Source organism: Pseudoroseomonas sp. WGS1072 (genome assembly GCF_049340465.1).
Taxonomy (GTDB): domain Bacteria; phylum Pseudomonadota; class Alphaproteobacteria; order Acetobacterales; family Acetobacteraceae; genus Pseudoroseomonas.
Map to the genome: position 1 here is coordinate 2974118 of NZ_JBMPSU010000001.1, position 18783 is coordinate 2992900.

The 18783-nt window shown below is 70.9% G+C and carries 18 protein-coding genes and 1 pseudogene; 12 read left to right on the forward strand and 7 right to left on the reverse strand.

The features are described from left to right. The first annotated feature begins 74 nt into the window (after nt 1–74). Nucleotides 75–503 (forward strand): hypothetical protein, encoded by a 429-nt coding sequence (locus ACF3NH_RS13930; RefSeq protein WP_422923614.1) that lies wholly within the window; start codon nt 75–77, stop codon nt 501–503. 24 nt (nt 504–527) lie between these two features. On the opposite strand, the gene ACF3NH_RS13935 is transcribed toward ACF3NH_RS13930, so the two are convergent. Beyond that, entirely contained in the window at nt 528–680 is a 153-nt protein-coding gene (locus ACF3NH_RS13935) for a DUF3309 family protein (protein ID WP_198367917.1), read from the reverse strand. 194 nt (nt 681–874) lie between these two features. On the opposite strand from ACF3NH_RS13935, the gene ACF3NH_RS13940 reads away from it, so the two are divergent. From ACF3NH_RS13940 to ACF3NH_RS13950, 3 genes are all read left to right on the forward strand, one after another. Next, entirely contained in the window at nt 875–2353 is a 1479-nt protein-coding gene (locus ACF3NH_RS13940) for an NAD-dependent succinate-semialdehyde dehydrogenase (RefSeq protein ID WP_422923616.1), read from the forward strand. Nucleotides 2354–2497: 144 nt separating this feature from the next. Beyond that, complete coding sequence (gene gorA, locus ACF3NH_RS13945) at nt 2498–3859, forward strand: glutathione-disulfide reductase (protein ID WP_422923618.1); 1362 nt, start codon at nt 2498–2500, stop codon at nt 3857–3859. Between the two features lie 10 nt (nt 3860–3869). Next, nucleotides 3870–4058, forward strand: a complete 189-nt coding sequence (locus tag ACF3NH_RS13950; protein WP_198367915.1) for a hypothetical protein — start codon at nt 3870–3872, stop codon at nt 4056–4058. A gap of 36 nt (nt 4059–4094) precedes the next feature. Here ACF3NH_RS13950 and ACF3NH_RS13955 read toward each other — a convergent pair whose 3' ends face one another. The 3 genes from ACF3NH_RS13955 to copM all read right to left on the reverse strand — a co-directional run bounded on the left by ACF3NH_RS13955 (nt 4095) and on the right by copM (nt 7024). Then, nucleotides 4095–5696, reverse strand: a complete 1602-nt coding sequence (locus ACF3NH_RS13955) for an ABC transporter substrate-binding protein (RefSeq protein WP_422923620.1) — start codon at nt 5694–5696, stop codon at nt 4095–4097. 52 nt (nt 5697–5748) lie between these two features. Next, nucleotides 5749–6582 carry an RNA methyltransferase gene (locus ACF3NH_RS13960; protein ID WP_198367913.1) on the reverse strand — a complete coding sequence of 278 codons (834 nt, stop codon included), beginning with the start codon at nt 6580–6582 and terminating at the stop codon, nt 5749–5751. Between the two features lie 73 nt (nt 6583–6655). After that, nucleotides 6656–7024 carry a CopM family metallochaperone gene (gene copM, locus ACF3NH_RS13965; protein WP_422923622.1) on the reverse strand — a complete coding sequence of 123 codons (369 nt, stop codon included), beginning with the start codon at nt 7022–7024 and terminating at the stop codon, nt 6656–6658. Nucleotides 7025–7225: 201 nt separating this feature from the next. Between copM and ACF3NH_RS13970 the strand changes: the two genes are divergently transcribed. Next, nucleotides 7226–8206: a protein-methionine-sulfoxide reductase heme-binding subunit MsrQ gene (locus ACF3NH_RS13970; RefSeq protein WP_422923624.1), complete on the forward strand. Its 981-nt coding sequence runs from the start codon at nt 7226–7228 to the stop codon at nt 8204–8206. 27 nt (nt 8207–8233) lie between these two features. Here the strand turns inward: ACF3NH_RS13970 and cysS are convergent, their stop codons facing one another. Continuing rightward, on the reverse strand, nt 8234–9667 hold the full coding sequence (gene cysS, locus ACF3NH_RS13975; RefSeq protein WP_422923626.1) for a cysteine--tRNA ligase: 1434 nt from the start codon (nt 9665–9667) through the stop codon (nt 8234–8236). A 269-nt stretch (nt 9668–9936) separates the two neighbouring features. Here cysS and ACF3NH_RS13980 point away from each other — a divergent pair, with 269 nt between their 5' ends. The 7 genes from ACF3NH_RS13980 to ACF3NH_RS14010 all read left to right on the forward strand — a co-directional run bounded on the left by ACF3NH_RS13980 (nt 9937) and on the right by ACF3NH_RS14010 (nt 16568). Beyond that, complete coding sequence (locus tag ACF3NH_RS13980; protein WP_422923628.1) at nt 9937–10890, forward strand: N-carbamoyl-D-amino-acid hydrolase; 954 nt, start codon at nt 9937–9939, stop codon at nt 10888–10890. Nucleotides 10891–10894: 4 nt separating this feature from the next. After that, the gene (locus ACF3NH_RS13985) at nt 10895–11746 is read left to right on the forward strand and encodes an amino acid ABC transporter permease (RefSeq protein WP_422923630.1); all 852 of its coding nucleotides are present in this window, start codon (nt 10895–10897) and stop codon (nt 11744–11746) included. Beyond that, a complete protein-coding gene (locus ACF3NH_RS13990; RefSeq protein WP_422923632.1) occupies nt 11743–12534 on the forward strand; it encodes an amino acid ABC transporter ATP-binding protein in 792 nt (263 codons plus the stop codon). Before ACF3NH_RS13985 ends, ACF3NH_RS13990 begins: the two co-directional genes overlap by 4 nt. A gap of 12 nt (nt 12535–12546) precedes the next feature. Continuing rightward, complete coding sequence (locus ACF3NH_RS13995) at nt 12547–13371, forward strand: ABC transporter substrate-binding protein (RefSeq protein WP_198367907.1); 825 nt, start codon at nt 12547–12549, stop codon at nt 13369–13371. Further along, nucleotides 13358–14242, forward strand: coding sequence for a polysaccharide deacetylase family protein (locus ACF3NH_RS14000; RefSeq protein ID WP_422923634.1), 885 nt, complete (start codon nt 13358–13360; stop codon nt 14240–14242). The genes ACF3NH_RS13995 and ACF3NH_RS14000 overlap by 14 nt, the downstream gene beginning before the upstream one ends. Nucleotides 14243–14308: 66 nt before the next feature. After that, complete coding sequence (locus ACF3NH_RS14005) at nt 14309–15166, forward strand: ABC transporter substrate-binding protein (protein ID WP_422923636.1); 858 nt, start codon at nt 14309–14311, stop codon at nt 15164–15166. Next, the gene (locus ACF3NH_RS14010; protein WP_422923638.1) at nt 15150–16568 is read left to right on the forward strand and encodes an amidohydrolase family protein; all 1419 of its coding nucleotides are present in this window, start codon (nt 15150–15152) and stop codon (nt 16566–16568) included. The genes ACF3NH_RS14005 and ACF3NH_RS14010 overlap by 17 nt, the downstream gene beginning before the upstream one ends. Before the next feature lie 45 nt (nt 16569–16613). Here the strand turns inward: ACF3NH_RS14010 and ACF3NH_RS14015 are convergent. Further along, nucleotides 16614–17609: pseudogene (locus ACF3NH_RS14015) on the reverse strand (Bug family tripartite tricarboxylate transporter substrate binding protein). Between the two features lie 84 nt (nt 17610–17693). Continuing rightward, entirely contained in the window at nt 17694–18779 is a 1086-nt protein-coding gene (locus ACF3NH_RS14020; protein ID WP_422923640.1) for an ABC transporter ATP-binding protein, read from the reverse strand. Nucleotides 18780–18783 lie beyond the last annotated feature (4 nt).

The following is an 18783-nucleotide window of genomic DNA, read 5'->3' on the forward strand; positions in this document are numbered from 1 at the left end:
GCGCCGAGGGGGCAGTCTTATGCTGCGTTGCAGCAGACGCAGATCGCGAGTGGAGATGGCCCATGCCCCGGCCGATGTCCCGAAAAGACTCCGCCCAGGCCGAGCTTCTGGCGCGACGATATCTTGCGAGCCGTGGCGCGGCGCCGATGGTCGATGATCCGCTGCGGGTCGCGCTGCCCCGGCTGCGCCAGGAAGTGACCGCCGCCTGCCGGCTGGCCCGTCTGGATCTGACGCTGGCGGTCGGTCTCACCATCGCCGCGCTCACCGTGGTCGTGACCGCCTGGCTGGCGCCCGTCCATGGCGGCATCCTGGTGGCGCTGCTGCATCTGCATCTGGCGCCCCTGGTGGGACTCGGGGTCGCCATCTGGGCGGCCATCGTGATGGAGCGCTCCGGCCCCCGCCTGCTGACCGCGCGGCGGATCGCCCAGGCGCTCAGGGCCGGAAGCGTGATGGAGGCCTTCGACCTGGCGGTGACGCGGCTGCCGGCCACGGGTGCCGCCTGACCCGTGGCCGGCCCCGCCGCGGGGTCAGATCCGGCCCATCAGCAGCAGCACGATGAGGATCAGCAGAATAAGGCCGAGGCCGCCGGAAGGGCCATAGCCCCAGCCGCTGCTGTAGCCCCAGCGGGGCAGGGCACCGACCAGCAGCAGGATCACGATAATCAGCAGAATCAGGCCCATGGCATCCTCCGTCTGTGCCGCGGGCCGAATGCCCCCGGTTCCGGCTGAACGCCAGCATGACCGTTCTGTTGCAGGCGCCCTGGCGCGAAAGCGTGGCGAGGCGGGCTGACAGCGCCTTCGGGCATGCCTAACTTCTCCGCCGATGCCCGCGCGGTCTCCCGCGCCCAAGACATCGATCAGGAAGGAAGTCCGCCATGCTGGATGCTGTCGCCAAGCTGCCCCTCAAGGATCCCGATCTGCTGCGGCAGGCCAATCTCATTGATGGCGCCTGGGTGCAGGCCGAGAGCGGCAAGACGCTGGAGGTCCGCAACCCCGCCAATGGCGAACTCGTCGGCACCGTGCCCGCCATGGGCCAGGCCGAGACGCGCCGCGCCATCGAGGCCGCGAATGCCGCCTGGCCGGCCTGGCGCGCCATGCTGGCCAGCGAGCGCGCCGCCATCCTGAAGAAGCTGGCGGCGCTGATGCTGGCCAATTCGGACGACCTCGCCGCCATCATGACCGCCGAGCAGGGCAAGCCGCTGGCGGAATCGAAGGGCGAGGTGGTCTATTCCGCCAGCTTCATCGACTGGTTCGCCGAGGAGGCGCGCCGGGTGAATGGCGAGACCATCCCGCAGAACGCCAAGGGTCGCCGTATCCTCGTCACCAAGGAGCCGATCGGCGTCTTCGCCGCCATCACGCCCTGGAACTTCCCCTCCGCCATGATCACCCGCAAGGCGGGCCCCGGTTGGGCGGCGGGCTGCACCGGCGTCATCCGCCCGGCCAGCCAGACCCCGTTCTCGGCGCTGGCCATCGGCGTGCTGGCCGAGCGCGCCGGCATGCCCAAGGGCGTGTGCAACATCGTCACCGGCCCGTCCTCCGCCACCGGCAAGGAGCTGACCGGCAATCCGCTGGTGCGCAAGCTCTCCTTCACCGGCTCGACCGAGGTCGGCCGCGTGCTGCTGGAGCAGTGCGCCGCGACCATCAAGAAGACCTCGATGGAGCTGGGCGGCAACGCGCCCTTCATCGTCTTCGACGACGCCGACCTGGACGAGGCGGTGAAGGGGGCCATGGCCTCCAAGTACCGCAACACCGGACAGACCTGCGTTTGCGCCAACCGCATCCTGGTGCAGGAAGGGGTCTATGACGCCTTCGCCGAGAAGCTGAAGGCGGCCGTGCAGAAGCTGAAGGTTGGCAATGGCATGGAAGAGGGCGTCACCCAGGGCCCGCTGATCAACGGCGACGCGGTGAAGAAGGTGGAGGCGCATATCGCCGACGCACTGGCCAAGGGCGCCAAGGTGGTGACGGGCGGCAAGCCCGATGCGCGCGGCGGCAACTTCTTCCAGCCCACCGTGCTGGCCGATGTGCCGCATGACGCCGTGATCTTCCGCGAGGAGACCTTCGGCCCCGTCGCCCCGCTCTTCCGCTTCAAGACGGAGGAGGAGGCGGTGAAGCTCGCCAACGACACGGAGTTCGGCCTCGCGGCCTATTTCTACTCCCGCGATGTCGGGCGCGTCTTCCGGGTAGCGGAGGCGCTGGAATACGGCATCGTCGGCATCAATGAGGGGATCATCTCCACCGCCGAGGCGCCCTTCGGCGGCTTCAAGCAGTCGGGCCTCGGCCGCGAGGGGTCGAGCCACGGCATCGAGGAATATCTGGAGATGAAGTACCTGGCGCTCGGCGGCATCGGCAGCTGAGGCGAGGCGGGGCCCCGCGGCGGGGCCCCGTCTCCAGGGCATGCGGCGGAGGCGGGGCAGGCGCCCGCGCTTCCGCTTCTTGACGCCGCCCTCCCGGCGCCCCTTCTTGCCGGTGGATCGCAGCAATGACGAGGGCGCCCGCCAATGAGCCAGTATGACTTCGACCTTTTCGTCATCGGCGGGGGGTCGGGCGGCGTGCGCTGCGCCCGGATCGCCGCCGGCCATGGCGCGAGGGTCGCGGTGGCCGAGGAGCGCTTCTGGGGCGGCACCTGCGTCAATGTCGGCTGCGTGCCCAAGAAGATCATGGTGCATGCCGCCGAGTACGGGCAATGGGCCGAGGAGGCGGCGGCTTTCGGCTGGGAGACGGTGCGGGGCCCGCATGACTGGGCGAAGCTCGCCGCCGCGCGCGATGCCGAGGTGGCCCGCCTGAATGGCATCTACGAGCGCCTGCTCGGCAATGCCGGCGTCACGCGCTTCGACGCCCGCGCCACCTTCATCGACCCCCATACGCTGGAGGTGGGCGGGCGGCGCGTCACCGCCGAGCGCATCGTCATCGCCGTCGGCGGCAAGCCGATGCGCCCCGAGATCCCCGGCGCCGAGCTGGGCCTGCTCTCGGACGACCTCTTCTCCCTGAAGGCCCTGCCACGGCGGGTCATCGTTGCCGGCGGCGGCTATATCGCGCTGGAATTCGCCAGCCTGCTCCGCGGCCTCGGGGCCGAGGTCGATCTGGTCTACCGCCAGCCGCTGCCGCTGCGGGGCTTCGACGAGGATCTGCGGGAGGCCATGGCCGAGGCGCTGATCAACCAGGGCATCCGCCTGCACCCCGGCCAGGAGATGGCCGCGCTGGAGCGCGCGGAGGGCGGCATCCGGCTGACCACGCGGCCGGGGCTGAGCCTGGTGGCGGACCAGGTGAAGCTCGCCGTCGGGCGCCTGCCCAACACCTCGGGGCTGGGGCTGGAGAAGGCCGGCATCGAGACCGGCCGCTCGGGCTGCATTCCGGTCACCGCCGATCAGGCGACGACCCAGCCGCATATCTTCGCCATCGGCGACGTCACCGACCAGCTCAACCTGACGCCGGTGGCGACCGCCATCGGCCATGCCCTGGCCGATACGCTGTTCGGAAAGACCCCGCGGCGGGCCAGCATCCAGAATGTGCCCACCGCCGTCTTCACCTCGCCACCCGCCGCCATGGTGGGGCTGACCGAGGAGGCCGCGGCGCGGCTGGGACCGGCCGAGATCTACATCGCCCGCTTCACGCCGATGCGCCACACCATCAGCCGCCAGCCGCGCCGGACCCTGATGAAGCTCGTCGTGGCCGAGCGGACCCGCCGTGTGCTCGGCGCGCATATGCTGGGCGAGGACGCGGCCGAGATCATGCAGGGCATCGCGGTAGCCATCGTCGCCGGCGCGACCAAGGAGGATTTCGACCGCACCGTCGGCATCCATCCGACGGCGGCCGAGGAATTCGTCACGATGCGGACGATGACGCGCCGCGTCGGCGGCTGAGGCCGGCGCCATGGGGCCGCTGCTGCGGCTGACCGTCTTCATCGGCCAGCTGCTCCGGCGCCCGCCGGCGCGGCGCAAGGCGGTGGTGATGCTGGTGGTCCTGGCCGTGGCGCTCGGCCTCGCCTGGACCGAGAAGGCGGGCTACTGGCCGCAATCCTGGCGGGTCGATCGCGCCCCGATCGGGCACAGGCTGCCCTGAGAGCGCGATCGGCTTCCGGCCCCGAGGGCGCGGCGCTCAGCCGCGCCGGACGCCCCAGGAATAGGGCATGCTGCCCTTGACGAAGCCGCTCAGGTCGCTGCGATAGGCCGTGCGCGTGACGAACTGGCCGAGCGGGATGGTGGCGACGTCGTCCTGCGCCAGCTTATTGATCTGGTCGGCCACCGTCTTGCGGCGGTCGGCGTCCGGCGCGTCGAGCCATTCCTGGATCATGGCCTCGATGGCCGGGTTCTCGTACCAGCCGAACCAGCCCTGCCGTCCGGTGCCCTTGACCAGGGAGGAAGCGCCCGGATTGGCATAGGCCATCGCCGAGCCGTAGGTGTGGAAGATGCTCCAGCCGCCCTTCTCGACGGGTTCCTGGCTGACGCGCCGCTGCACCACCGTGCCCCAGTCGGAGTCCCGCAGGTCGACCGTCATGCCCAGATCCTGCAGCACGCTGGCGGTGAGCTGGCCGTGCGGCCCGATCAGCGGGAAGTCGGTCGGGTTGATGATCACCACCGGCTGGCCGGAATAGCCGGATTCCGCCAGCCGCGCCTTGGCGCGCGCCAGGTCGCGCGGGGGCCGTGCCAGTTCCGAGAGATCCTCGGTGCCATAGGGCGTGCCGCAGGGGAAGAGGCTGCGGCATTCCCGCCAGAGCGAGCGATCCTCGCCGATCGTCACCTGCATGTAGTCCGCCTGCCTGACCGCCAGGGCGACGGCCTGTCGCGTCTTCAGGTCGTTGAAGGGCGGATGCAGGTGGTTCAGCCGCATCAGGCTCAGGGAGCCGGTGGGGAAGAGGGTATCGAGCCGGAGGTTGCGGGCGCGCTGAAGGGTCGGCAGCAGGTCGTTCAGCGGCTGCTCGACCCAGTCCACCTCGCCCGATTGCAGCGCCGCGGCGGCGGTCGCCGCATCCGGCATGATGTGCCATTCGACACGGCCGAAATGTGCCACCTTGCCGCCGCTGGCCCAGTCGGCCGCCTCGGACCGCGGGACATAGCCATCGAACTTCTCGTAGACGGCCCGGCTGCCGCTGACGAATTCCCCGGGACGGAAGCGGAAGGGGCCGGAGCCGATCACCTCGGCGATCTGCGTGTTGGCATCGGTCCCGGCCAGCCGCTCGGGCATGATGAAGGCGACATTGGCATCGGGCTTGGCGATGGCGTCGAGCAGCATGGGGAAGGGCCTGGTCAGCCGGATCTCCACCGTGCGGTCATCCGCCGCGCCCCAGCGCTCCACCACCCTGCCCAGCAACTGGCCGAAGGGATCGCGCTTCGCCCAGCGCGCCAGGCTGGCGGCGCAATCCTGCGCCCGCACCGGCTCGCCATCGTGGAAGCGCAGCCCCTCGCGCAGGCGGATGCGCCAGACGCGCCGGTCGTCCGAGACCGTGTGGCCCTCGGCCATCTGCGGCTGCGGCTCCTGCGCGCCATTGACGGCGTAGAGCGTGTCATAGACGTGGTAGCCATGCATCTGGGTGACGATGGCCGAGGTCCAGATCGGGTCCAGCGCCGTCAGATTGGCCTGGGGCACGAAGCGCAGGGTACTGGCGCGGCTGCCCTGGGCCAGGGCGGGCGCGCCAAGCGAGGGCAGGGTGAGGGCGAGGCCGCCCAGGCCGGCCCCCTGCAGAAGCGAGCGACGCCGCATGATGGTTCCTCCCGATTTTGGCAGGGAGGCTAGGCAGCGGCCCGACCGGAGGTCAAGCGAGGGGCGGCTCCGCCCAGGGCGGCGGCGGGTCCTCCGGCGCCGGCCGGCCGCGCCGCATCCGCCCGCGGGACAGTTCCGTGACCACGCCATGCAGGGTGCGCAACTCCTGCTCGGTCACCTCGCCCCGCTCGAACCAGTGGCGCAGGTTCCGCACCATGCCCGGCCGCTTCTGCCGGTTGTCGAGGAAGCCGCAGGCATCCAGCTCGGCGGTGAGGCGGCCGAGCAGGCCCTCCAGCTCCCCCTTCGTCGCCACGCGGGTCTCGTTGGTGACGAGCTGGCGCGGTGGCGTGCGGTCCTCGGCGGCGTTCCACCACTCATAGGCCAGGATCATCACGGCCTGCGCCAGGTTCAGCGACATATGGTCCGGGTTCAGGGGATAGCGCACCCAGGTATCGGCATGCGCCATGTCGTCATTGTCGAGGCCGGTGCGCTCGGGGCCGAAGAGCACGGCGCTGCGCAGGCCGCGGCCGCGGCAGATCTCCACCAGGTCCTCGGCGGCGGCGCGGGCGGTGCGCAGCGGCGCCACGATATGGCGCGGCCGGGGGCAGGTGGCGAAGACGCGGTGGCAGTCGGACAAGGCCTCGGCCAGGGTGCCGTGCACCGTGGCGGCGTCGAGGATGCGGTCGGCGCCGGAGGAGGCGAACCAGGCACGCTCCTGCGGCCAGCCATCGCGCGGCGCCACCAGCCGCAGGTGGAACAGCCCGCCATTGGCCATGGCCCGCGCCGTCGTGCCGATGTTCTCGGCGAGCTGCGGGCGCACCAGCACGACGATCGGGCTCTCGCCCGGCAGCGGCTTCAGGTCGGCGCCGCCCTCGCGGCCGGTCATGGCAGGGTCATCCTCGGGGGTCCCGGTTGCGGTGCGGCCCCGATAAACCGGGCCGCGCCGCAAGGAAAGGGGCTCAGCGCCCCGGCTGCAGGAAGGTCTTCAGCATGCTGATCTCCTTCTCCTGCGCCTCGATAATCTCCTGCGCCATCTGCCGCAGCACCGGGTCCTTGCCATACTTCAACTGGATGCGGGCCATGTCGATGGCGCCCTGGTGGTGCGGGATCATGGCGGCGGCGAAGTCGCGGTCGGGGTCGCCGGTCAGCGGGATGTCCATCGCCTTGTGCATGCGCTGGCTGGCGGCCTGGAGTTCGGCGGTGGAGGGGGAGGCGGCGGAGGCCGCGCCATGCTGGGCATGCTGGGCCCAGGCGGGCGTCGCGGCGAGGAGCAGGCCGGCGAGGGCGGCGAGTCGCAGGGAAGCGCAGAAGGGCATGCAGAGGGGCATGATGTCGTGCCTCCGGTCTGGAAGAAGCGAAGTCCCGCCGGCAGGAGGCGCGGCGGAAAGGGGGTGGCGCGTGGCGCCGCGCCCGTGGTGTCACCCTGACACGGGGGGAAGGCAAGACGCCGTGGCGCCCTTGCCACAACTTTTGGACTGGCGCGGGGCGCCGACGCCCCCACATGCGCCCTGCGCAGGGACGGAGGCGGCATGACCCGGCAGATCACGGCGCCGCCGCCGAGGCGGACCTTCCCCTGGCCATGGCGCGACCGCCAGGGCCGTTTCTCGGCGCTGAAGGCCATGGTCCTGGCGAGCCTCTTCCTGCCCGGCCTGTGGCTGGCGGCGCAGGCCGGACAAGGGGCGCTGGGCGGCCGACCGATCATGGAGGCGATCCACAGCACGGGCCTCTGGGCGGTGCGGATCCTGCTCATCTCCCTGCTGGTGACGCCGCTGCGGCAATTGCTGCGCTGGCCGGAGGCGATGCTGGTGCGGCGGATGCTCGGCCTCGGCGCCCTAGCCTATGCTCTGCTGCACCTGCTGCTCTACGCGCTGGATCTGCAATGGGACCTGCCGCGCATCGCCTCCGAGATCGCGCTCCGCGTCTATCTCACCATCGGCTTCCTCGCCCTGCTGGGCCTGGCCGTGCTGGGCGCCACCTCCACCGACGGATGGGTGCGGCGGCTGGGCGGGCGCCGCTGGCAGGCGCTGCACCGCGCCGTCTATGGCATCGCTGTCCTCGCGCTGGTGCATTTCGCCCTGCAATCGAAGATCGACGTGACCGAGGCCATTCTGATGAGCGGCCTCTTCCTCTGGCTGATGGGCTATCGCCTGCTGAGGCCGGGGCCGGCGCTTTCAAGGTCCCCGGTGCCCTCAAGGCCTCTGGCGCCCTCGAGGTCCGGGGCATCCCGGCAGGGCGTGCCGGGGCCGGGGCGCCTGCTGCTGCTCGCCCTGGCCGCGGCCCTGGCAACGGCGCTGCTGGAAGCGGGGTGGTACGCGGTGGCCTCGGGCGTGCCGCCGGGGCCGGTGCTGCTGGCCAATCTCGATCTCGCCTTCGGCCCGCGTCCGGCGGTCTGGGTCGGCCTGGCCGGGCTGGGGATGCTGGGGCTGCGGGCCGCCCGGCTGCTCCGCGAGCGCCTGGCGGGCGAGGCGCCGGCACGGCGCTCCGCCGCCCGGCGCCAGCCCGAAGCCTGAGGCCCCGTCGGCCGCCCGTCGGTGGCCTCAGGCGCGGCGCCAGGTGGTGCCGCCCGGTCCGTCCTCCAGCACGATGCCGCGCGCCGCGAGTTCGGCGCGGATGCGGTCGGCCGCCGCCCAGTCCCTGGCCTGCCGCGCCGCGAGGCGGGCGGCGATGGCGGTCTCGATCTCCCCGGCCTCGGCATCGTCGCCACCCTGGCGCCAGGCGCGCGGATCGCCGCCCAGCAGGCCGAGCACGGCGGCGGCCCGCCGCAGCGCCGCCGCCGCCTGTCCGGACCCCGGCTGCCAGTTGCGGCCGATCCGGTGCAGCACCGAGGCCGCCGAGCCGCCGACCGTGGCGACATTCTCCAGCGTGCGCAGGTCACGCAGGCGGGTCAGGGCGAGGGGGGTGTTGAGATCGTCGGCCAGCGGCTCCAAAGCCCAGTCCGCCATCTCCGACACCAGGGCGTCGCCCTCCTCTGCGGCCGGCAGATCGCGTGCCAGCAGGGCGTAGAAATCATCCAGCTCGGCCTTGGCGTCCTCCAGCCGCTCGGTGGTGTAGTCGAGGGCGGCGCGGTAGTGCGTCTTGAGCAGCAGCAGCCTGAAGGCCTCGCCGGCCCAGGGGCCATGCGCCAGGATGTCGCGGACGGTGAGGAAGTTGCCAAGCGACTTCGACATCTTCTCGCCATCGACCAGCAGCATGCCGTTGTGCAGCCAGGTGTGCGCGAAGCGTGAGCCGGGAAAGGCGCAGAGCGACTGCGCCACCTCGTTCTCGTGATGCGGGAAGAGCAGGTCGTGGCCGCCGCCATGGATGTCGAAATCGGGGCCGAGATAACGCCAGGACATGGCCGAGCATTCGATGTGCCAGCCCGGCCGGCCCCGGCCCCAGGGGCTGTCCCAGCCCGGCTGGGCCTCCTCCGAGGGCTTCCACAGCACGAAATCGCCCGGCTCGCGCTTGTAGGGCGCGACCTCGACCCGCGCCCCGGCCAGCAGCTCCTCCGTGCTGCGGCCGGAGAGGCGGCCGTAATCGGCGAAGCTCGACACCGAGAAGAGCACATGGCCTTCCGCCGCATAGGCATGCCCATTGGCGATGAGCCGCTCGATCAGCGCGATCATGGCGCCGATATTGTCGGTGGCGCGCGGCTCCTCATCCGGCGGCAGGCAGCCGAGGGCGGCCATGTCGCGGTGGAAATCGGCCGTGGTGCGGGCGGTGATGGCCGCGATCGGCTCGCCGCTCTCCTGGCTGCGGGCGTTGATCTTGTCGTCCACGTCGGTGATGTTGCGGACATAGGTGACGCGGGGGTAGCGGCGGCGAAGCAGCCGGGCCAGCACGTCGAAGACCACGACCGGCCGGGCATTGCCGAGATGCGCCAGGTCATAGACCGTCGGCCCGCACACATAGAGGCGCACATGCTGCGGATCGATCGGGAGGAACGGCTCCCGCCGGCGCGTGGCGCTATTGTGGAAGGCCAGTTCGGTCATCACGCTGCCTTGTCGGCTGGTTGTCGGCACAAGCTGGCGAGGTGTGACAGATCGCCCGGTCCCGTCAACCGTTTCGGCCGAGCCTCCCCGCACGGGCGGCTCACGGACCTCTATGCCTGTCTTCGCGCCATACCATAACGAACCTTTATGATAAGTCGCGATTTCTTATAGACGGATCAATTGCGCTGCCTGATTTCTGTGCGACAGAATAGCCCTCGCATTCTCCGTCCCGCCCCCTGAGCGGCGGCCCCAAGCTGAAGGTCCCGAGCATGCCCCGAATTCTCCGCGTCGCCGCCGCCCAGATGGGGCCGACCCAGAAGGCCGATCCCCGTTCGCAGACCCTGAACCGGCTGATCGCCCTGCTGGAACGCGCGGCGGCGGAGGGCGCCCAGCTGGTGGTGTTCCCGGAACTGGCCTTCACCACCTTCTTCCCGCGCTGGCTGCTCGATGAGGCGGCGCTCGATCCCTACTACGAGGCGGCGTTGCCCGGGCCGGAAACCCAGCCGCTGTTCGACAGGGCGCGCGAGCTCGGTGTCGGCTTCTATATCGGCTATGCCGAGAAGACCCCGGAGGGGAAGCGCTTCAACAGCGCCGTCACCGTCGGGCCGGACGGGACGATCCTGGCCAAGTACCGCAAGATGCACCTGCCAGGCTCGGTGGAGCCGCGCGAGGGCGCGCGGTTCCAGCAGCTCGAGAAGCGCTACTTCGAGTATGGCGACCTCGGCTTCCCGGCCTTCCGGGGGCCGGAAGGCTGGGGGGAGCCGGTGCTCGGCATGCTGGTCTGCAACGACCGCCGCTGGCCCGAGGCCTGGCGCGTCTATGCCTTGCAGGGCATGGAGATGATGCTCGTCGGCTACAACTCCGCGGCCTACGATCCGAACGGCGGCGAGACCGAGGATCAGGGCCTGCGCACCTTCCATTCGCAGCTCGCCGCGCAGGCCAACGCCTATATGAACGCGTGCTGGGCGGTGGCGGTGGCCAAGGCCGGCGAGGAGGACGGCTCGGGGCTGATCGGCGGCTCCTGCATCGTCGATCCGAACGGCCGCATCGTTGCCGAGACGCGGACGCTGGCCGACGAGGTGGTCGTCGCAGAGTGTGACCTCGACCTCTGCCTGCAGGGCAAGACCAAGATGTTCAACTTCGAGATGCACCGCCGCCCCGAGACCTATGGGCTGATCTCCTCGCAGAAGGGCGCCATCGCGCCGCCGCGCAAGGCCGGCTGAGCGGATGAGCGCGGCACCCCACTCTTCCCCGGCCCTGCCCGACATCGCGCATTTCACCCATGTGCCGGACCGGCACTGGGGGCGCTGGCTGGCCGTCGCCATCATTGTGCTGCTGCTGGCCGGGCTGGCGCGCGCCTTCGCCGTCGGCCAGATCGAATGGGATTTCGTCGGCCGCTTCCTGACCGCGCCGGCGATCATGACCGGGCTGGTCAACACCATCTGGATGACCTTCGCCGCCATGGGCCTCGGCATCCTCCTCGGCGTCACCGCCGCGGTGATGCGGATGTCGCCCAACCCCGTGCTGCAGGGCGTGGCCATGGGCTACGCCTGGCTGTTCCGCGGCACGCCGGTGATCCTGCAGCTGCTGCTCTGGTTCAACATCGCGCTGATCTTCCCGACGCTCGGCTTCGGCGACTGGTCGATGCGGACCGTCGATGTCATGACGCCGGCGCTGGCCGCCTTTCTCGGCCTCGGCATCAACCAGGGGGCCTATACCTCCGAGGTGATCCGCGCCGGCATGCTCTCGGTCGATGCCGGGCAGTACGAGGCGGCCAAGGCGATCGGCATGACGCGGATGAAGGCGCTGCGCCGCATCGTCTTCCCGCAGGCCATGCGCGTCGTCATCCCGCCACTCGGCAACGAGTTCATCGGCATGGTGAAGCTGACCTCGCTCGCCAGCGTCATCCAGTTCGCCGAGATCCTGCACGCGGCGCAGAACATCTACTACGCCAATTCCCGCGTCATCGAGCTGCTGATCGTCGCCGCCATCTGGTACCTCGTCGTCGTCTCGATCCTGACGCCGCTGCAGATGCTGCTCGAACGCCGCTTCGCGCGCGGCACGGGAGGTGGCCGATGAGCGCGCAACCCGCTTCTCCTGTCTCCCCACCTCTTGTCTCGATCGTCGACGTGCGCAAGAAGTTTGGCGACTTCCAGGCGCTCGACGGCGTCTCCCTCGACGTCCGGACCGGCGAGGTGGTCTGCATCATCGGCGCCTCGGGCTCCGGCAAGACGACACTGCTGCGCTGCGTCAACCAGCTCGTCACCATCGACAGCGGCGCCATCTGGGTCGATGGCGAGCTGACCGGCTGGCGCATCGCGGGGAACAGGCTGCACAGCCTTTCCGAGAAGGAGGTCGCGCGGCAGCGGCTCAAGACCGGCATGGTCTTCCAGCGCTTCAATCTCTTCCCGCACATGACCGCGCTCGAGAACGTCATCGAGGGCCCGGTGCAGGTGCAGGGCCGCAACCGCGCCGAGGCGGTGCGCGAGGCGAAGGCGCTGCTGGAGCGCGTCGGCCTGGCCGACAAGGCCGGCAACTATCCGGCGCAGCTCTCGGGCGGGCAGCAGCAGCGCGTCGCCATCGCCCGCGCGCTGGCCATGAAGCCGAAGCTGATGCTCTTCGACGAGCCGACCAGCGCCCTCGACCCCGAGCTGGTGGGCGAGGTGCTGGCGGCGATGAAGGAGCTGGCGGCCACCGGCATGACCATGATCGTGGTGACGCACGAGCTCGGCTTCGCCCGTGAGGTGGGTGACCGCGTGGTCTTCATGGACCGCGGCGCCATCGTCGAATCCGGCCCTGCCGCCGAGGTGCTCGCCAATCCCCGCGAGGACAGGCTGAAGGCCTTCCTCTCCGCCGTTCTCTCCTGAAGGACATCCACGATGCTCAAGGCTCTGGCGCTCGCCGCCACCATGCTGACGCCTCTCGCCGCCGCGCAGGCGGCGGAGCTGCCCGCGCGCATCACCTCGCGCGGGGCGATCGTCGCCGCCATCGTGCCGAACTACCCGCCACTCGAGCTGCGCGACCCGCAGACCAATGAGCTGACCGGCTTCGACGTCGAGCTCGGCCAGGCCCTGGCCGAGAAGCTCGGCGTCAGGATGCAGTGGCAGGAGACCAGCTTCGACCAGATGCTGGCCTCGGTGCGCACCGGCCGGGTCGACATCATCCTCTCCGGCATGTCGGACCTGAAGAGCCGGCAGGAGACGGCCACCTTCATCGACTATCTCCGCTCCGGCAGCCAGTTCTTCACCCAGCACAGCCGCGCCGCCGAGTTCCCGGAGCCGCAGGCGCTCTGCGGCAAGCGCGTCGGCGCCAGCCGGCGCACGGCGCTGCCGAACGACATCAAGGCCTTCAGCGAGGCCGAGTGCGAGGGCAAGGGCAGGCCCGCCATCGTCTATGTGCCGACCGAGGGCTCGGCCGATGCGCGCACCCAGCTTCGCCAGGGCCGCATCGATGCCGCCATGCAGGGGGGCGAGACGCTGCCCTACATCATGGGGCAGGAGCCCAACACCTATGCGCCGATCGGCGAGCCGGTGCGCTACACGCTGATGGGCATCGCCACCGGCAAGGAGGAGACGCAGCTGCAGCAGGCCCTGGTCGAGGGGCTGAAGGCGCTGATGGCCGATGGCACCTATGCGAGGCTGCTGGCCAAGTGGCAGCTCACGCCCAGCGCCATCCCGGAAATCCAGGTCAATGGCGGTGAGTGAACCGGCCGAGCGGGTGCCGCTGGCGCCCGCCAACCGCGCGCCCCTGGCGCCGGAATTCCCCTGGCCCGGCGGCCATCGCGCGGCCATGTTCCTCTCCTTCGACGTGGATGCCGAGACGGCCTGGACCGGCAACGACCCCGCTCGCTACGGCGAGCTCGTCACCATGTCCTTCGGCGGCTACGAGGCCCGCGTCGGCACGCGCAAGCTGCTGGAGCTGTTGCGCCAGCAGGGGCTGAAGGCGACCTTCTTCATCACCGGCTGGTCCGTCGAGGCGCATCCGGCGATGTGCGAGGCGATCCTGGCCGAGGGGCACGAGATCGGCCACCACGGCTTCCACCATCTGATGCCGAAGCCGGGCGATCCGATGCTGGCGGAGGAGGTGGAGCGCGGATTGGAGGTGCTGAAGCGGCGCCTCGGCGTGGTGCCGCGCGGCTACCGCGCGCCCTCCGGGGAGTTCTGCGAGGAGCTTCGCGTGCTGCTGAAGCGGCGCGGCCTGCTCTACACCTCCTCCTTCCGTGACGATGTCCGGCCCTATCGCCACCTGCTCGACGATGGCACGCCCGGCCTGATCGAGCTGCCGGTGACGGCCTGCTATGACGACTGGCTGCTCGGCCTGTCGCATCGCTACAGCCGCCACACCATCCAGCCGCGCGAGGCGGTGCTGTCGATCTGGCAGGATGAGCTGGACGAGATCCGCGACTGGGGCGGCATGGTCACCACCGTGCTGCATCCGCAATGCAGCGGCCGGCCGATGCGCCTCCGGCTGCTGCGCCATTTCCTCGATTATGCCCGATCCTGCGGCGATGTCTGGATCGCGACGGGCGGGGAGATCGCCGACCACTTCGCCGCCTGCGAGGCGCGGGCCGGCTGAGCGTCGATGGGCCGGGGCACGGCGCCCCGGCCTTTTTCATTCGGCCTTTTTCATGGAGGAGGTTGCATGTCCCGTCCGCTCCGTCGCCTGGCCGTCGCGGCCCTGGCCTGCCTGGTCGCCGCCGTTCCGGCCGCGAGATCCGCGGCGGCGCAGGAGGCATCCTTGCCCGAGCGCTTCCGCCAGCAGGGCTATCTCCGCGTCGGCATCGAGGCCACCTATCCGCCGATGGCCTACAAGGACCCGGCGACGAATGAGCGGCGTGGCGTCAACGTCGATCTCGTCACCGCCATCGGCAAGGATCTCGGCGTCGAGATCCGCTGGGAGGAGATGGCCTTCGCCCAACTCATTCCGGCCATCACCACCGGCCGCGTCGATTTCAGCGGCAGCTCGATGACCGACCTTCCGGCGCGGCGCGAGCGGCTGAGCTTCGTCGATTACGTCAGCACCGGCGCGCAGATCTTCACCACGGCGGCCCAACGGAAGGGCGCGGAGAAGGCCACCGACTTCTGCGGCCGCAGCGTGGCGACGCCGCGCACCACCAACTACTTCCCCTCGGCCCAGGCCTGGAGCGAGAGGAACTGCGTCGCCGCCGGCAGGCCGGCCATGCAGGTGATCGGCACGGAAGGCGCCGCCGCCTCGCGCACGGACCTGCAGCAGGGACGCGCGGAAGGCGCCATCCTCGGCGCCGAATATGTCGTCTACCTGCGCCAGCTCAATCCGGGCGCCTTCGTCGAGGTGGGCGAGCCGATCACCCGCAACCTCTCCGGCATGGCCTTCCCGAAGGACACCACCGACCTGCGCGATGCCGTGGCGGCGTCGCTGCAGCGCCTGGTGGCCAACGGCACCTATCTGGAGATCCTGAGGAAGCACGGCCTGGAGCGCCAGGCCCTGCAGCGGATCAGCATCGATGCCGGCGAGAACTGAGCCGATGGAGAGGCTGATCACCGGCGCGGCGATCGTCACCTGCGACGCGGAGCGCCGCGTGCTGGCGGGCCAGGCCATTCTGCTGCGCGGCGCGCGCATCGCCGCCGTGGCGCCCGCCGAGGTGCTGGAGGCCGCGCATCCCGGCGCCGAGCGCATCGACGCGCGGGGGCTGGCCGTGCTTCCCGGCCTGGTCAACGCCCATACCCACACCGTCCTGACCGTGCTGCGGGGCACGGTGGAGGACTGGGACGGCGACATGATCTACGGCTACATGTCGCCCGTCTCCTACACCATGTCGGGCGAGGAGCGCTCGGTCATGGCGGCGCTCGGCTGCCTGGAGGCGATCCGCAGCGGCACGACGACGCTGGTCGATCCCTTCCGGCACGTCGCCTCCTATGCGGAGGCCATGGCGGCGACCGGCCTCCGGCTGTGGCTCTCGGAAAGCTGCGCCGACATCGACACGCGCCGGATCCGCCACGGCGACTACCGCGAGGACCCGGCCTTCGGCGCGCAGTTCCTCGACCGCGCCGAGGCGATGATCGAGGCGCTGCATGGCAGCCACGGCGACCGCGTGCGCTGCCAGGTGGCGGCGCATGCGCCGGACAACTGCTCGCCCGCCATGCTGCGCAAGCTGCTGGATCTCGCGGCCCGGCACGGGCTGACGCGCACCGTGCACCTGTCGCAGAGCCCGGGCGAGGTGGCGGCGGTGAAGGCGGCGCGCGGCACCACCTCCGCCGCCTATCTGGACCGCGAGGGATTTCTCGGCTCCGATCTGACGGCGGCGCACTGGACCTTCTGCACGCCGGAGGATATCGGGCTGCTCGCCGCGCGCGGCGTGACCATGGCGCACACCCCGGCCAGCATCTCGCGCCGGCGCGGCATGCATCCCGCCCTGCTCGGCCTGATCCGTGACGCCGGCGTGCGTGTCGCCATCGGCACGGACAACATGACCGAGGACATGTTCCAGGCCATGAGCATCGGCTCGATCCTGCATCGCACCGGCCGGGGCCGGGAGCGGGAAGGCGGCGTGCTGCCGGGGCCGCAGACGATCCTCGATGCCGTGACGCGCGACGCCGCAGCCAGCCTCGGCGCCGCGTCGGACATCGGCAGCATCGAGGCCGGCAAGAAGGCCGACCTGACCTTCATCGACCTGAACACGCCGGCGATGCGGCCCGTCGTGCGGCTGGTCTCGAACATCGTCCATTACGGCCACCCCGGCACCGTCCGCTCCGTGATGGTCGATGGCGACTTCGTCCTGCGCGACGGCCGGGTCCTGACGGTGGATGAGCCCGCCCTGCTGCGCGAGGCGCAGTCGGTCACGCGACGGGTCTGGGAACGCATGATCGCGCAGAACCCCGACCTGGCGCGCCCGCGCGAGGAGCTGCCCTGGCTCGACCTGTGAGGGATGCCCCGCCGGCCTGGGCCGGTGCGGCATCCGCCGCCCGCCTCAGTCGGCGCGGGCGCCGGACTCCTGGACGACCTGCCGCCACATCGGCCGTTCCCGCGCGACGCGGGCCGCGGCCTCCTCCGCGGTGCCCGACAGCGCCAGGGCGCCGCCCTGGAGCAGCCGCCGCTGCATTGCCTCGTCCCCGCCCACCTGCCGCATCGCCACGTTGATCCGCTCCACGATGGGTGCCGGCGTGGCGGCCGGGGCGACGAAGGCGCCCCAGACGCTGATGACGAAGCCGGGCACCCCGGCCTCGCTGATGGTGGGCACCTGGGGCAGGGTGGGCTAGCGCCCGGCACTGGTGACCGCCAGCCCGCGCATCCGTCCCTCCTGGATCAGCGCGATCTGCGAGGCGAGGTTGTCCAGCACGATATCGACATCCCCCGCCAGCAGCGCTGGCACCGTCTGCGCCGCGCCGCGATAGGGGACATGCGTCGCCTTCACCCCGGTGCGGCTGAACAGCATGCTGCTGGAGAGATGCGTGGTCTGTCCGATCCCGGTCGAGCCGTAGGTGATGCCCTCGGGCTTCTTCCTGGCCCAGTCTAGGAACTCACCGAGCGTCCGCGCCGGATTGTGCTGCGGCGCGACGACGGCGACGTTCGGTGTCTCCCAGGCGAGGCCGACCGGCATCACGTCCTTCTCCGTATCGAAGGGCATGCTGCCGAACAGATACTGGTTGATGGCGAGGATGCTCACCGTGGCGGCGCCGAGGGTGTGTCCGTCCGGCGCGGCCTTGGCCACGGCGTCGATGCCCAGATTGCCGCTCGCGCCCGGTCGGTTCTCCACCACCACCGGCTGCCCGAGCAAGGCGCCCATGCGCTCGGCGTAGAGGCGGCTGATGACATCGGTCGAGCCGCCGGGCGGGAAGGGGACAATCAGGCGGATGGGCCGCTGCGGCCAGCCGACCTGGGCCAGGCCGGGGCGGACCAGGGCGGGGCAGGCGAGGGCCAGGGGCGCGGCGAGGCTGGCGCGCAGCAGCGCGCGGCGTTGGGTCATGATCCGTCTCTCCCGTGCCGCGCCGTCGTTGCGGCGCGGAGAGGCAGGATCGGTCAGAGCGGAGAGGGCGTCCAGCCCTCGCGCTCAGGGGCGGCCGAGGGCGCTGCCATCCGCGCGGAAGAGGTGGCATTCGGCAGGCGGAAGTTCGAGCGCGCCCGTCTCGCCCTCGCGCGGCGCCGTGCCGGATTCGAGCCGCGCCGTGACCAGGCCGCCATCCGGCAGGCGCAGATAGGCAAGCTGCTCGTCGCCCAGCTCCTCCACCACCTCGACCGGGCCGGCGAGATCCGGCGCACCGCCGGCCAGGCGCAGATGCTCCGGCCGGATGCCGAGGGTCAGCGCCTCTCCGGCCTGGGCACCCTCTCCGGCGACCGGCACGGCGAGGCGGCCGCCGCCCGGCAGGAGGACCTCCACCGCGCCGTCCCGCATCCCCTCGGCCCGGACGGGGAGGAAGTTCATCCGCCGGCTGCCGATGAAGCCGGCGACGAAGAGGTTGCGGGGATGGCGATAAAGCTCCGTGGGCGCGCCGGCCTGCTCGACGCGGCCCGCGTTCAGCACGACGATCTTGTCGGCCAGCGTCATCGCCTCGACCTGATCGTGGGTGACGTAGATCATCGTCGTCCGCAGCGACTGATGCAGCCTGGCGATCTCGATCCGCATCTGCACCCGCAGCGAGGCATCGAGATTGGAGAGCGGCTCGTCGAAGAGGAAGACGCGCGGCTCGCGCACGATGGCCCGGCCGATCGCGACGCGCTGGCGCTGCCCACCGGAAAGCTGCTTCGGCAGGCGCTCCAGCAGCCCTTCCAGCTCCAGCCGCTTCGCCACCGCCTCGACCCGCGCGGCGATCTCCGCCTTGCGCGCGCGGCGCGTCTCCAGGCCGAAGGCGATATTCTCGCGCACGGTCATGTGCGGATAGAGCGCGTAGGACTGGAAGACCATGGCGATGCCGCGCGCGCGCGGCGGCGCCGCGGTCACGTCCTCGCCACCGATCAGGACGGCGCCGCCGCTCACCGTCTCCAGCCCGGCGACCAGCCGCAGCAGGGTCGACTTGCCGCAGCCCGAGGGGCCGACGAAGACGCAGAACTCCCCGTCGGCGATGTCGAGGTCGATGTCGCGGATGACCGTCTGGCCATCGAAGCTCTTGCGGACCCGGCGCAGGGACACTCCGGCCATGTGA

Excerpts from the sequence above, each read along its gene's own strand:
- ACF3NH_RS13930 (WP_422923614.1), top strand. The coding sequence starts at position 75 with ATGTCCCGAAAAGACTCCGCCCAGGCCGAGCTTCTGGCGCGACGATAT.
- ACF3NH_RS13935 (WP_198367917.1), bottom strand. The coding sequence starts at position 680 with ATGGGCCTGATTCTGCTGATTATCGTGATCCTGCTGCTGGTCGGTGCC.
- ACF3NH_RS13940 (WP_422923616.1), top strand. The coding sequence starts at position 875 with ATGCTGGATGCTGTCGCCAAGCTGCCCCTCAAGGATCCCGATCTGCTG.
- gorA (WP_422923618.1), top strand. The coding sequence starts at position 2,498 with ATGAGCCAGTATGACTTCGACCTTTTCGTCATCGGCGGGGGGTCGGGC.
- ACF3NH_RS13950 (WP_198367915.1), top strand. The coding sequence starts at position 3,870 with ATGGGGCCGCTGCTGCGGCTGACCGTCTTCATCGGCCAGCTGCTCCGG.
- ACF3NH_RS13955 (WP_422923620.1), bottom strand. The coding sequence starts at position 5,696 with ATGCGGCGTCGCTCGCTTCTGCAGGGGGCCGGCCTGGGCGGCCTCGCC.
- ACF3NH_RS13960 (WP_198367913.1), bottom strand. The coding sequence starts at position 6,582 with ATGACCGGCCGCGAGGGCGGCGCCGACCTGAAGCCGCTGCCGGGCGAG.
- copM (WP_422923622.1), bottom strand. The coding sequence starts at position 7,024 with ATGCCCCTCTGCATGCCCTTCTGCGCTTCCCTGCGACTCGCCGCCCTC.
- ACF3NH_RS13970 (WP_422923624.1), top strand. The coding sequence starts at position 7,226 with ATGACCCGGCAGATCACGGCGCCGCCGCCGAGGCGGACCTTCCCCTGG.
- cysS (WP_422923626.1), bottom strand. The coding sequence starts at position 9,667 with ATGACCGAACTGGCCTTCCACAATAGCGCCACGCGCCGGCGGGAGCCG.
- ACF3NH_RS13980 (WP_422923628.1), top strand. The coding sequence starts at position 9,937 with ATGCCCCGAATTCTCCGCGTCGCCGCCGCCCAGATGGGGCCGACCCAG.
- ACF3NH_RS13985 (WP_422923630.1), top strand. The coding sequence starts at position 10,895 with ATGAGCGCGGCACCCCACTCTTCCCCGGCCCTGCCCGACATCGCGCAT.
- ACF3NH_RS13990 (WP_422923632.1), top strand. The coding sequence starts at position 11,743 with ATGAGCGCGCAACCCGCTTCTCCTGTCTCCCCACCTCTTGTCTCGATC.
- ACF3NH_RS13995 (WP_198367907.1), top strand. The coding sequence starts at position 12,547 with ATGCTCAAGGCTCTGGCGCTCGCCGCCACCATGCTGACGCCTCTCGCC.
- ACF3NH_RS14000 (WP_422923634.1), top strand. The coding sequence starts at position 13,358 with ATGGCGGTGAGTGAACCGGCCGAGCGGGTGCCGCTGGCGCCCGCCAAC.
- ACF3NH_RS14005 (WP_422923636.1), top strand. The coding sequence starts at position 14,309 with ATGTCCCGTCCGCTCCGTCGCCTGGCCGTCGCGGCCCTGGCCTGCCTG.
- ACF3NH_RS14010 (WP_422923638.1), top strand. The coding sequence starts at position 15,150 with ATGCCGGCGAGAACTGAGCCGATGGAGAGGCTGATCACCGGCGCGGCG.
- ACF3NH_RS14020 (WP_422923640.1), bottom strand. The coding sequence starts at position 18,779 with ATGGCCGGAGTGTCCCTGCGCCGGGTCCGCAAGAGCTTCGATGGCCAG.